An 11,892-nucleotide genomic window follows, 5' to 3' on the forward strand; every position below is an offset into this window, starting at 1 on the left:
GGAGATAAAGGATACATCAATAGTAACATTTCTCCTGAGCTAAAGTATGAGAAAAACATTAATCTTATTCCTTTAAAAAGAAATAATAGCAAGGATCAATATCCTAAATCCATAAAACAGTTAATATTTAAAGCTAGAAGAAGGATTGAAACCACTGCTTCGCAGCTCACTGAACAACTTAATATTGAAAAAGTACTGGCTAAGTCCTTCTGGGGATTGCAAACACGCTTGGAAACCAAACTTTTAGCCTATAATCTTTGCTATTTCATCAACAAAGCATTAGGAAAAGATCAGATTTAGCAAAGATAAAGGAATTAATATTTGGATAATTAATCCAATTATCTAATTTTAATACTAGTATGAGGTTTTTTTTGACTTGTTTTATTACCATAATATTCCTTATGCTAAAAATTTAAAGTAGCACAAGGAGTTAAATTATGTAAAACAACAATAAGGAGTGGTGAAAATGAAAAGATTTCTTAGTTTTATGTTAATGGTTACACTTTGTTTCAATATCCTAATGGCATCAGCTTTTGCAGCACCTAACAACATGAACAATACAAAAAATACAAAAATAATAAAAGCTACAGCTAATGAAATTGTATATACATATGAGCAAGATGGGAAAAAATACAAAAATATTGATCACATATCTTCAGATCAAAAGAGTGTTAATTCTGAAATTTATTTATTAAAAGGCAGTGATTATATTTTAGTAGATACGATAGATTCCCATATAAAAGGCGACACAATGACAATTCACTCTAATAAAAGTAATTCTTATGATGAAGTGAAATTAAGGTCTCTAGTATTTGAAGTATCTACGAGTTCATATGATTGGACATATCATGATAGTTATGATGGAGATACCTCAGTTAAGAACTTAACAATTGGTGCAGCTGCAACTGCAATTGCAATTGCATTATGTGCTATCACAGGTATGCCATGGTATGCACAAGTTGTTATAGGTGTTGCAACTTATTTGTTTGATAAAAGCTTAACAACAGCTTATTTTCACGTATATCAATATATTGACAATTCACAACCATTAAGACCTGCTTATAAAGATATAGCCTATTTCTATGAAGATAAGTATCATAATGAATTTATTGAATATGTAGTTCAAATATTCGATACTAATGAATAGAAGTATCTAATAAAGAATATTGCATTAAAAGCCTATTAGATATTATATCTAGTAGGCTTTTATAAAGTGCAAGAAGTAATTAAATCCGATTATGAACAAAAAGTGTAGTGAAAAAACTGTGATGGATTCAAGGATTTAAAACAAAGCATAAACACTAACATAAAACTATTTAATATCTTCACATTTACTAATATTTATTATATGATAAATTTACATTAATTACATTATATAACAAGAGGGGGATGTTGGAAATGAAAAAGGATATCTTTTTAAGTGTTATAGTCTACTTAATTATAGTTTTTTTATATCACATTATATCTGGTGATAGAAATATTAATTATATTTTAATAATTTTAACATTAATAGCATTTATATTACCTCCTATTCTAAGAAAAAAACAATAACTTAACTTAACTCGTTGTGCTAGTTAAAATTTACAAATACAAAAGCCCTAACAATTATGTTAACCTATCATTGTAATCGTCAAAAAACAAGATAGGAGGAAAACATATGTTAGAGTTCAATAAATATGATATCAAGAAAATCGAAGATTTAAAAGATTTTATTACAGTAACCTTCGCTATAATTGACGATATTTACCATGAAATCGCTCCAACAAACGTATCAAATCGCCGTAATTCAGATAAAGCTATACTTTCAGATAGTGAAATAATTACCATAAGTATAGTTGGTGAATTAATGACTATCGATTCTGAAAATGCATGGTTTAATTTTGTAAAGCGTAATTTTAAAGATTTATTCCCATGTATAGGTGATAGAACAAGATTTAATAGAACTCGTAGAAATCTATACTTAATCACAAAAGAAATTCGAAAGAAACTTTGCCTAGTATCTGACTTTTTAGATAGCAATTATCGCATTGTGGATAGTATGCCAATACCAGTTTGTAAATTTGGCAGGGCTTGTTTCCACAAAACATTTAAGCCAGAAGCTGAGTATGGTCGTTGTCCGTCAAAAAAAGAAACATACTATGGATTTAAGCTTCATGTAGTATCTACATTTGAAGGATTCATAACAGATTTTATTGTTACTCCTGCAAATGTAGATGACAGAGAAGCTGTATGGGATCTTGTAGATAAATATCATTCTATTACGGTGCTCGGCGATAAAGGTTATATCAATAAAAACTTAAATCCAATGCTTAAAAATGAAAAAAATATAAATCTTCTGTTCATGAAAAGAAACAATAGTAAAAATCCTTATCCGAAATGGCTACGTCAGATGATTTTTAAAATACGAATAAGGATTGAAACAAGTTTCTCACAGCTTGCTGATCAGCTGAATGTAAATAGAGTTAGAGCTAAGTCTTTGTGGGGATTCTTCACAAGAATTCAAACAAAGATTCTTAGTCACAATTTATGCTATCTTATAAATAAGATACTCGGCAAAGATATTGATATTGGACATATAAAGAAATTAATATTTGGATAATATATCCAGTAAATACTAATACTGCTTTATGGGTAGTAGCTTTTTGTATTTAATTTTTGGTAAATTTATCTAATTACGATTAACTAGCACAAGAGGTTAAATTACAATAAATATTTAAGAAAAGGATAGTGACAAAAAATAGTTTGTTTTTTTAACACTATCTAACAACATGGGGGGGAAAGTAATGAAATCTATGAAAAAAGTATCGCTAGTATTATGTTCAATAATTATTTTATGTATTTTGTTTTCAAGTACAGCAATTGCTTTAAGTGCATATGATTATGGCTATGTTTTTGGATTTGACTATGGAGATGGGGTTAATACTATAGCAATAGCTCAGCAAGAGAGTATGTATTTAAGAAATCTTGGATTTACTGTGTATTGCAATACGGATGTAAGTGCGGATTTTGCTATCGGTAACAGTCCTAATACAAATAGACCACGAATAGATAGTGGAGTATTTGTTACAAATGGACATTCAGGACCTAGATGCTATCAGTTTTATGGTAAATCTAAGTCAACATATTTAACTGCAAAGAAGAGTGGTGGCAGTTACTATAAATTTGACGATATTTCAATGAGTAACTGTAAAGCAGCTTTGTTTTACGGATGTAAAACAGCATCAAAAGATAGAAGTACTGATTATGGTGTGTTAACTGATGAAGCAGTTGATAATGGTGCGAGTTGTGCTTTTGGTTGGAACAAGTCAGTAAATACAGATACTGCGACTAAATTTAGAGAGAGAATGTTTTATTTTATAAGATATGGATATACTATCGGTGATGCAGCAGCTAATGCAAAATCTGAAATGCCTTGGTTTGATGCAACTAGAGATTATAGAATTTCAGGTGATTCAAGTACAAAACTTACAACTGGTGCAAAATTTGCATCAGCAAGAGTTTCACAGTTTTTATTATCTCCAGCTGAAATAAGTGAGTACAGAGAAGTGAAAACTGAGGGATCAAACAAGATACATGTAAAATATATTAATGAATTTGCAACTACTGATTATTATGAAACAGATAAAGACAATAAAATTATTAGTGGTAAGAATGATTTTAATATTCAGGAAAAAAATAAATTATTAAAAAAAGTTACCAAAATTAAAACATATGATATAGCTATTCCAGAAAAGATTATTTCAGGTGGTTTATCTTATAAAAAAGTAAAAGTTATTCATGACTTTAAGCTGATTGCTAAGATTGAAAATGAAACTAGATTTCTTAGAGTCATTAATACTGAATATGAGAATGAAAATGGATTATGCTACTTAAATACACAGGTAATTGATTTAGAAACTGGAAATGAAATTCCATACATGAGTCTATTAAGCAAATAGGTATTTAAAAAGTATAAATATTTGATCGGATTTATAGTTTTTCTGATCAAATATTTTCTCTTTCGTAGATAGTTATGTTAAGTTAATACTTGATTTGAATTTGGAGGAATAAAAAATGATTAAAGCAAGATATATTGTTCTGTATAGTATTATTGTTGTAACATGTTTACTTATATGTATTTTATTTTTTGATTTCGATAAAAATAAAGAGTTAACAAAACCAGATAAAATAATAGTTTTTTATAATGATAGTATTATTGAAGTTAAAAATGATAGCAAACAATTTGATACAATTTATGATCTGACAGTAAAAAGGATAAAATCTTCCAGTTTTTTTGGAGAAACTGCTATTGAAAGTGAAATATTAGAAAAAATTAAGAAGGAAATTGCTATAGAGTTTGTTTATTTCAATACCATTGAGTATAGGCATGATTCAATAAAAAGAGAATTTAACAAATTATTTATTTCTTTAGGTTCTGAATACAATGATTATATTATTTTTTACAATAATAGATACCAATCTAGTCCATTGGAAAATTTAAAAAAACCTGATGAGTTAAAAAAATATGTTTTAGATAATATTTAATTAGTGAAAATAATCAAGCCCATGACATTTATGTTAAACGTAAAATGGTAGCATTATCAGCTCTGACGAGTAAAAATTTTTCTAGATAAAAATGCTGAAAAATGGCTCTTGAAAGGATAAAATAGAAAAAGAACAAATTATTTTTAGGGGAAAGAGACTTAGTAATGGGAATAAATAAAATCAAAATGACAAGATGAATCTTAATTGGTACAATAAGGCTATATATAATTTTATGGAGGTAGGTTTATGAAGCTAATTTCTTGGAATGTTAATGGGCTTAGGGCTTGCGTGAAAAAGGGATTCTTACAATATTTCAACGACATGGATGCTGATATATTTTGTATTCAGGAAACTAAATTACAAGAGGGGCAAATTGATTTAGATTTAGAAGGATACAAGCAGTATTGGAATTATGCAGTAAAAAAAGGTTATTCTGGTACAGCTGTATTTACTAAAAAAGAACCTTTATCCGTAAAATATGGATTAGGAATTGAAGAACATGACCAGGAAGGAAGAGTTATAACTTTAGAATTTGAAAAGTTTCATCTGGTTAATGTATATACACCTAATTCACAAAGAGAATTAGCAAGACTTGATTATAGAATGACTTGGGAAGATGCTTTTAAAAACTATCTAATAGATTTAAATTCCACAAAGCCAGTCATTTTATGTGGGGATCTTAATGTGGCTCATAAAGAAATTGATTTAAAGAATCCCAAAAGTAATAGGAAAAATGCAGGCTTTACAGATGAGGAAAGAGAAAAAATTACAGAACTGTTAAAAAAAGAATTTGTAGATACATTTAGATATTTCTATCCAGATAAAGAAGAAGCTTATACATGGTGGTCTTATATGAGAAAGGCTAGAGAAAGGAATGTAGGCTGGAGAATAGATTATTTTATTGTATCTAAAAGCTTAAAGAGTTTGTTGATAGATTCAAAAATACATTCCCATATAATGGGTAGTGACCATTGTCCAGTAGTTTTGGAAATAGATATTTAAGATAGTATTAAAAATTTTTAATTAAACTTGATGACTAATTTTAGTTGTCTAATAACATGATAAAAAGTTATCTTCCAAGATATTGTTAATATATGATGAAACTGCATAATACATTTAAAAAATTTTGGAATACAAAATGTGGTAGAGCGAGGCAAGCAAGCTACTTAGGTAGTTTATTTCAAAATTATTAGTGTTAATTATGAAAGTTTCTCATATAAAAATTCTACTTGGAAGAGTTTTTTTTATTTTTATTTATCTTTTTTATCAATAATTTTAAACAGCTTTTTTGATTCTTTTATCATATTTGAAATAAAATCAAACTCATTATCATCTAAATTATATAATAAGGGTTTAATAGTATCATATTTTGTAACCTTATCTGAGTCAGTAGTTTTTAACAAAGAATCGATGGATATATCAAAAGCTTCTGCAATAGCAACAAGCTTTTCTATACTTAATCCTCTATAACCTCTTTCTACAAGACCTAGAAAGGATGGAGAAACATCAATCAATTCTGAAAGCTGCTCAATAGTTAGCTTTCTCTTTATGCGTTCCTCTCTAATACGTTTTCCCATTATATTAAGGTTATATTTCAAGAGCATCACCTCTATATAAATTTATAATTTTGCAGACTATAATGCCAGTAACTTAAAGAATAACAAAAATAAATTCTAAAAGAATTGACACTATATTATTAATATGCTAACATTAACAATAGATACATGGAAAAATTTGAAAAAATATAAAAATGTGGATATCGACATAGAAAAAATTTTATATTTAAGATAGAAGGGGGAATAAAAATGTTATTGGGAATTGCCTTTGGAGAAAAATTAAAAATTTTTATTTTTTTGGTAATACTACTTATAATAGCATTGTATATTGAGAGAGATTCTAAAGGTAGAAAAAATAACAGATAGAGAGTAATTTGATTAATTTAACTTCTTGTGCTAATTAGCTAAATTTTTGTTTTAAAAATACTTTAGAATAATATAAAAAAACAGGTTTATTTCTTAAGCGGAAATGAAATATTAATACTCTTGTAATAGAAACTAGCACAGCAGATTAATTTTAAAATGTATTTTATAGGAAATAAAGCTTTTATTTAAATTCTTATAAAAAGGAGTTCATAAATAATTTGGGCTCTTTTTTTATTGTGACTAAAAAGCTCCTTCAGACCCTTTATTTTATACACATTTCCTCATATTCTTGAATATTATGGTATGGAACGCTAGTAAAGAGAGGTGAAATAATGAACAAGAATTATGAAAATAAATGTACACTTGTAGGGAAATGCCAATTGGCAAGACTATATATAATTAATCAACCCTTTGGAGAAATATATTCTCCCCAAGAGGCTTTGATAAGGGGAACTATTTTTCCAGACCTTTATGAACCGTATGTAAGAACAGGAAAGAAGGGGGAAGAAGAATGCAAGAAATGACTAGGAAAGACTTAATGAGAAAAATTCAAGAAGTTGAATTTAAAGCTCTTGATTTAAACTTATATCTAGATACTCATCCAAAGAATATGGAAGCTTTAATGGAATATAACAGGTGTGTTTATGAACTTGAGCAGTTAAAGAAGATATATGAAATGAAGTACGGTCCATTACTTAATTTTGGATTTTCTCCAAGTCAATATCCTTGGAGATGGATAAATGATCCTTGGCCATGGGAACAAATAGAGTAGAGGAGGGAAAAACATGTGGATCTATGAAAAAAAATTACAGTATCCAGTTAATATAAAATGTAAAGATATAAGAATGGCTAAATATTTAATCACTCAATTCGGTGGTCCCGATGGAGAATTAGGTGCAGCAATGAGATATTTGAGTCAAAGGTACACAATGCCTACAGAAAAGGCAAAGGCATTACTTACAGATATAGGTACCGAAGAATTAGCCCATGTTGAGATAATTTCTACTATGGTATATCAATTATTAAAGGATACCACTGCAGAGGAACTAGAGGAAGCAGGACTTGGAAGCCAGTATGTACAACATGGTCGAGCTATTTATCCCCAAGACGCAAATGGAATTCCATGGACTGCAGCATATATGCAATCAACAGCAGATCCTATTACAGATTTACACGAAGACTTGGCTGCAGAGCAAAAAGCCAGAACAACTTATGAGCATTTACTTAATTTAACTGATGACCCTGGTATAAAGGACGCTTTAAGATTTTTACGTGAAAGAGAAATAGTACACTATCAACGATTTGGTGAAGCTTTAATGGATGTATATGAGCTTAAAAATTCTAAAAAGTACTATTAGAATTGAAAATTAAGAGAATTAAGGGATAGATATAAAATTTAGGTTATCTATCTCTTTTTTCATTGCTTAGGAACTCAAACATTTTTTGCAAAAAATTGCATAGCTAAAATAGAGGACTATAAGGAAAATTAAAACTAGTACCAGTAAAATATTAGTGCAAATTGTTTTCTTTTAAAACTTACCAGAAAGATCCTAGTACTTTCAACTAAAACCCGTCGTCAGATATAGATAAACAACATTAACAATTAAAACAAATTTAAAAGAAAATAATGGACGTTTATACCTTTAAAATTTATTAAACCTCAAAGTTGTTTATCTCTATAGGATTTACATAGTAAAACTTAGTTTAACTAACCAAACTAGTTTCTATTGCGGGGGTTTTAATATTTCCTTTTCGTTCATGTAATAAACCTGTTTTTTCATATGATATTGAAAGGAAAAACAGGTTTATAAAAATCACTCAAATGAAATATTAAAACCCCTAAGGTATTTCAAATTTACAAAATTTTATTTATCAGCACAACGGGTTAATTTATACATATATAAATACGCAATATTTTTTACTTGCAACATAGAATCTAGAACTAATAAATGTTACAATGAAAATAAAAAATAAGGAGAGATATATCATGAGTGAAAACTATAAATTTGTGCAAAATACTAAATGTGAATATTTTCCATGTCATAAAGTAAAGAATAAGGACAAGTTTAACTGCCTTTTCTGTTTTTGTCCATTGTATATGTTAAAGGATAAATGCGGAGGAAATTTTAAATATAAGAATGGAATCAAGGATTGTAGTGATTGTACTATTCCCCATTCAGAAAATGGATATGACTACATCATGTCTAAAATGGATGAAGTAATTAAAAAAGGTAGTGAGAGGGATTAAAACATAAAAACCATGATAATCCTAAAAGGAATTGTCATGGTTTCTGTTTTAAGGTACTCAAAAGAATCACTATAAAAATTAGAACTTAGAGTTTTCAACCAAAACCCCATTTTATTGTTTTTTTAACAGCTCCCATCCAATAACTGCTGCGCCTAAAGCCCCTACGATTTGGGAGTTATGGGGAGCATATAGAGGTTTTTTGATCTTTTCCTCCATTACCCTTTTTATAACCTTAGACTTAGCAACTCCTCCTGTAAAGGCTATATTACTACATACTTTTACTTTATTTAGAATCGATATACCTCTGTTTGCTATTGAATGAACTATACCTGATGCTATCTTTTCTTTAGATATTCCTTTGGCAATAAGACTTATAACCTCGGATTCGGCAAAAACGGTACACATACTTGTAATTGACTCAGGCTTTACATTGTCGGTAAGTTCATCCAACTGGTCAACATCAATTCCAAGATTATTACACATTACCTGTAGAAATTTTCCTGTTCCAGCAGCACATTTATCATTCATAAAAAAATCTATTACGTTACCATTTTCATCAAGGCTGATTACTTTGCTATCTTGTCCACCGATATCAAGAATAGTTCTAACTTTATTATTTATAAAATGGGCTCCTTTGCTGTGACAGGTTATTTCGGTAACTGTTTTATCAACGAACAGCATAGATACTCTACCGTATCCAGTTCCAATAATTTTTTTGATTTGATTTTTCTGTATAGATGCTTTATCAAGTAGTATATTCATAGCTTCTTCTGAAGCTTTTTTAGGACTCCATCCTGTAGGTATAATAACATGATTAACTATTTTTCCATTGAAAAGGACAGCCTTAGTTGCTACAGAACCTGAATCGATACCAAGTGAAAACATTAATATTGCCTCCTATATATGGAGCATAAAACTAACTAAATGAGAAACTTGCATAAGTAACACTAATAATTTTGAAATACAGTATATAGATAGCTTTCATGACTTTCTCTAATACATTTTACACTCCGAAATTCTTTAAATGTATTATGCAATTTCCTCAAATATTTAAATTACTCCATAATCATTTCTTTATTAACTTAACTTTTTGTGCTAGTTAATTAAATTTTTTGTTTATAAAATACCTTAGAGAGTTTTAATATTTCATTTGAGTGATTTTTATAAACCTTTTTTCAACTTCAAAACAATACAAAAAACAGGTTTATTACATGAGTAAAAAGGAAATATTAAAACTCTAGTGATAGAAACTAGCACAATAGTTTAAATTAAAAATTAAATAAAAAACTTTTTCTTTTTTCCAATGTATGAATACCTTCAATATTTATACTGGGATTATTATTTAAAAAACTTTGCACCTTAGGAATATCTCCAGGTTCAATTCGTATTGAGATACCACAGCATTTACTTAATTTTCTAGGAGTAGGAACAATAGTATATTTTACATTATTGGATTTTAAAACCTTTTCAAGAGCTAGACCATCAGAATGGCTTGGAAAGAGAACATAGGCTTCTAATTTTTTTTCCATTTTTATTCAGAAATGGCTGCCTGTTTATTTGTTTCGAGCATTTCAAAGAATGCTTCAAGCCTTGTTTTGATTTGGCCAGCGTCTTGTAGGCTGTAACCTGTTTCTATCATGATTACAGGAATACCTTCTTTATCAAGGGCATCCTTAACTTTTTTAAATTCTGTAGCATATGTTTGGCAGAAAGGCAGAGTAAAATATACAACACCATCCGCCCTATATTCTTTATAATATTTAATGATATCATCAATTCTTCCAGAGTTTGGAGTAAAACAAGCACAATTGATGTTTAGGTATCTATCAGCTAATGCTTTAATTTGGTCATCAAGGGTTTTAGCATCTTCATCCACTAGGTTTTCAAAATATCTACTTCCTGTACAGGTTTCTTCACATACAACTGCTCCACCACTGGTTTCAATAATGTGATGAAGCTTCCAGTTAGGAATAGCCATAGGTGTTCCAGTTACAAGTATTCTAGGAGTACCTTCTTTAAATACTGATACGCCATTTTCTATTCGCTTTTCTAATTCATCACATAATTCATTAGTTTTTTCTATGAATCTTTTAGGGTCGTCATAGAAGGCTATTTGAGATATCAAAAGAGCATCTTTACCACTTATAGGAAGTTTATCTGCTTTTCTGGCATTATAAAGTCTTGCTAAAACTTTACGTCTTTTATTGATTAATTTAATGCTTTGGGCTAGGCTTTCCTCAGTAATCTTATTACCTGTCAATTTCTCAAGTTTTCTAATGAACATTTTTATTTCATCTTGCCAGTGAATATTATCCTTTTCTCTTTTCATTTGAGGTAAATCCATAACGTGAACTGGTATGTATTCATTTAAGATTTCCCATGCTTTTTTCTTTCCATCACAAGTGGTTTCACCAACAATAAGATCACATGATTGAAAATATGGACATGTTCCAGAAATTTTTGCTCCAACAGAAGCCTTTACCAATGGACATGTATTTCTTGGAAGAATTTTTTCTCCGTCTGGTTCCCAGAATTCTGAACCTCCACATAATCCAACACCAACAGCACCAGCAGCATTTATTACTTCATCAGGTACAAAAACACAGAAGGTTCCAATAACCTTTTTACCATTTTTTCTATGCTCACAAAGCTCCTTAATTCTTAAACCATGAACCTCTGATACGACAAAATTGTAGTAGTTCATGGCTTCAGGACGGTTTTCCTGTGAAAGATAGATATCTCCGTAAAACTGAGGTAGAATTTCGCAAAGCTGGTCATGTTTTTCAAGATCCATATCAAGTGATTGCCACATTTCTCTGTAATCAGCCAATTTCGGTCCCTCCTATTAAATTATTAGTTTTTTTCTTGAAATTAACCGACTTTAAAACTAAGTTTTGCAATTTAAAGTTAATTAATTTCATCAATAACTATATTGATTCATTTTAAACATAGATATTGGTTGTCGATAAAATTATATAACAAATAATAAGAACTATTGAACATTATAGGAAATTATTATAAAACAAATTAAAATATAGAAATTATTAATAAAAGCTTAGAAGAATTCAGCCTATTAGTTTTAGTTTAAATTTATTTTCAATTTAGATATTGGTTATCTATAATCCTGAATTATTCATAACTCAATGAATTATGATGAAAATTAATGTTAAAAGGTAAAATCTTATATCTGAAGTTCTG

General features: G+C 29.0%; 14 protein-coding genes and 1 pseudogene. 11 read left to right on the forward strand and 4 right to left on the reverse strand.

Annotation, left to right across the window (positions count from 1 at the left end; all coding sequences use genetic code 11):
- From BUB36_RS17030 to BUB36_RS17055, 7 genes and pseudogenes are all read left to right on the forward strand, one after another.
- Nucleotides 1-329, forward strand: a pseudogene (locus BUB36_RS17030) (transposase); the annotation flags it as partial.
- A 137-nt stretch (nucleotides 330-466) separates the two neighbouring features.
- Nucleotides 467-1,147, forward strand: coding sequence for a hypothetical protein (locus tag BUB36_RS17035; protein WP_073153051.1), 681 nt, complete (start codon nucleotides 467-469; stop codon nucleotides 1,145-1,147).
- A 251-nt stretch (nucleotides 1,148-1,398) separates the two neighbouring features.
- Nucleotides 1,399-1,551, forward strand: coding sequence for a hypothetical protein (locus tag BUB36_RS19860; RefSeq protein WP_165613130.1), 153 nt, complete (start codon nucleotides 1,399-1,401; stop codon nucleotides 1,549-1,551).
- A gap of 106 nt (nucleotides 1,552-1,657) precedes the next feature.
- On the forward strand, nucleotides 1,658-2,599 hold the full coding sequence (locus tag BUB36_RS17040) for an IS982 family transposase (RefSeq protein WP_073153054.1): 942 nt from the start codon (nucleotides 1,658-1,660) through the stop codon (nucleotides 2,597-2,599).
- Nucleotides 2,600-2,783: 184 nt separating this feature from the next.
- On the forward strand, nucleotides 2,784-3,938 hold the full coding sequence (locus BUB36_RS17045; protein ID WP_073153056.1) for a hypothetical protein: 1,155 nt from the start codon (nucleotides 2,784-2,786) through the stop codon (nucleotides 3,936-3,938).
- A gap of 115 nt (nucleotides 3,939-4,053) precedes the next feature.
- On the forward strand, nucleotides 4,054-4,524 hold the full coding sequence (locus BUB36_RS17050; RefSeq protein WP_073153059.1) for a hypothetical protein: 471 nt from the start codon (nucleotides 4,054-4,056) through the stop codon (nucleotides 4,522-4,524).
- A 246-nt stretch (nucleotides 4,525-4,770) separates the two neighbouring features.
- A complete protein-coding gene (locus BUB36_RS17055; RefSeq protein WP_073153062.1) occupies nucleotides 4,771-5,526 on the forward strand; it encodes an exodeoxyribonuclease III in 756 nt (251 codons plus the stop codon).
- 248 nt (nucleotides 5,527-5,774) lie between these two features.
- Here BUB36_RS17055 and BUB36_RS17060 read toward each other — a convergent pair whose 3' ends face one another.
- Entirely contained in the window at nucleotides 5,775-6,101 is a 327-nt protein-coding gene (locus BUB36_RS17060) for a helix-turn-helix domain-containing protein (RefSeq protein ID WP_165613131.1), read from the reverse strand.
- A 677-nt stretch (nucleotides 6,102-6,778) separates the two neighbouring features.
- Here BUB36_RS17060 and BUB36_RS17065 point away from each other — a divergent pair.
- From BUB36_RS17065 to BUB36_RS17080, 4 genes are all read left to right on the forward strand, one after another.
- Entirely contained in the window at nucleotides 6,779-6,970 is a 192-nt protein-coding gene (locus tag BUB36_RS17065) for a spore coat associated protein CotJA (protein ID WP_073153068.1), read from the forward strand.
- Nucleotides 6,958-7,218, forward strand: coding sequence for a spore coat protein CotJB (locus tag BUB36_RS17070; protein WP_073153070.1), 261 nt, complete (start codon nucleotides 6,958-6,960; stop codon nucleotides 7,216-7,218). The genes BUB36_RS17065 and BUB36_RS17070 overlap by 13 nt, the downstream gene beginning before the upstream one ends.
- Nucleotides 7,219-7,231: 13 nt before the next feature.
- Nucleotides 7,232-7,804 (forward strand): manganese catalase family protein, encoded by a 573-nt coding sequence (locus BUB36_RS17075; RefSeq protein ID WP_073153072.1) that lies wholly within the window; start codon nucleotides 7,232-7,234, stop codon nucleotides 7,802-7,804.
- 629 nt (nucleotides 7,805-8,433) lie between these two features.
- Entirely contained in the window at nucleotides 8,434-8,694 is a 261-nt protein-coding gene (locus tag BUB36_RS17080; protein ID WP_073153074.1) for a cysteine-rich small domain-containing protein, read from the forward strand.
- A gap of 111 nt (nucleotides 8,695-8,805) precedes the next feature.
- On the opposite strand, the gene BUB36_RS17085 is transcribed toward BUB36_RS17080, so the two are convergent.
- From BUB36_RS17085 to BUB36_RS17095, 3 genes are all read right to left on the reverse strand, one after another.
- Entirely contained in the window at nucleotides 8,806-9,579 is a 774-nt protein-coding gene (locus tag BUB36_RS17085) for an acyl-CoA dehydratase activase (RefSeq protein ID WP_073153076.1), read from the reverse strand.
- A 383-nt stretch (nucleotides 9,580-9,962) separates the two neighbouring features.
- A complete protein-coding gene (locus tag BUB36_RS17090) occupies nucleotides 9,963-10,223 on the reverse strand; it encodes a DUF3343 domain-containing protein (RefSeq protein WP_073153078.1) in 261 nt (86 codons plus the stop codon).
- 2 nt (nucleotides 10,224-10,225) lie between these two features.
- A complete protein-coding gene (locus tag BUB36_RS17095) occupies nucleotides 10,226-11,524 on the reverse strand; it encodes a double-cubane-cluster-containing anaerobic reductase (RefSeq protein ID WP_073153080.1) in 1,299 nt (432 codons plus the stop codon).
- Between the last annotated feature and the right edge of the window lie 368 nt (nucleotides 11,525-11,892).

Source organism: Paramaledivibacter caminithermalis DSM 15212, from assembly GCF_900142245.1.
Classification (GTDB): Bacteria; Bacillota; Clostridia; order Peptostreptococcales; family Caminicellaceae; genus Paramaledivibacter; species Paramaledivibacter caminithermalis.

Excerpts from the sequence above, each read along its gene's own strand:
- BUB36_RS17080 (WP_073153074.1), top strand. The coding sequence starts at position 8,434 with ATGAGTGAAAACTATAAATTTGTGCAAAATACTAAATGTGAATATTTT.
- BUB36_RS19860 (WP_165613130.1), top strand. The coding sequence starts at position 1,399 with ATGAAAAAGGATATCTTTTTAAGTGTTATAGTCTACTTAATTATAGTT.
- BUB36_RS17070 (WP_073153070.1), top strand. The coding sequence starts at position 6,958 with ATGCAAGAAATGACTAGGAAAGACTTAATGAGAAAAATTCAAGAAGTT.
- BUB36_RS17090 (WP_073153078.1), bottom strand. The coding sequence starts at position 10,223 with ATGGAAAAAAAATTAGAAGCCTATGTTCTCTTTCCAAGCCATTCTGAT.
- BUB36_RS17035 (WP_073153051.1), top strand. The coding sequence starts at position 467 with ATGAAAAGATTTCTTAGTTTTATGTTAATGGTTACACTTTGTTTCAAT.
- BUB36_RS17075 (WP_073153072.1), top strand. The coding sequence starts at position 7,232 with ATGTGGATCTATGAAAAAAAATTACAGTATCCAGTTAATATAAAATGT.
- BUB36_RS17055 (WP_073153062.1), top strand. The coding sequence starts at position 4,771 with ATGAAGCTAATTTCTTGGAATGTTAATGGGCTTAGGGCTTGCGTGAAA.
- BUB36_RS17045 (WP_073153056.1), top strand. The coding sequence starts at position 2,784 with ATGAAATCTATGAAAAAAGTATCGCTAGTATTATGTTCAATAATTATT.
- BUB36_RS17040 (WP_073153054.1), top strand. The coding sequence starts at position 1,658 with ATGTTAGAGTTCAATAAATATGATATCAAGAAAATCGAAGATTTAAAA.
- BUB36_RS17065 (WP_073153068.1), top strand. The coding sequence starts at position 6,779 with ATGAACAAGAATTATGAAAATAAATGTACACTTGTAGGGAAATGCCAA.
- BUB36_RS17085 (WP_073153076.1), bottom strand. The coding sequence starts at position 9,579 with ATGTTTTCACTTGGTATCGATTCAGGTTCTGTAGCAACTAAGGCTGTC.
- BUB36_RS17050 (WP_073153059.1), top strand. The coding sequence starts at position 4,054 with ATGATTAAAGCAAGATATATTGTTCTGTATAGTATTATTGTTGTAACA.
- BUB36_RS17060 (WP_165613131.1), bottom strand. The coding sequence starts at position 6,101 with ATGGGAAAACGTATTAGAGAGGAACGCATAAAGAGAAAGCTAACTATT.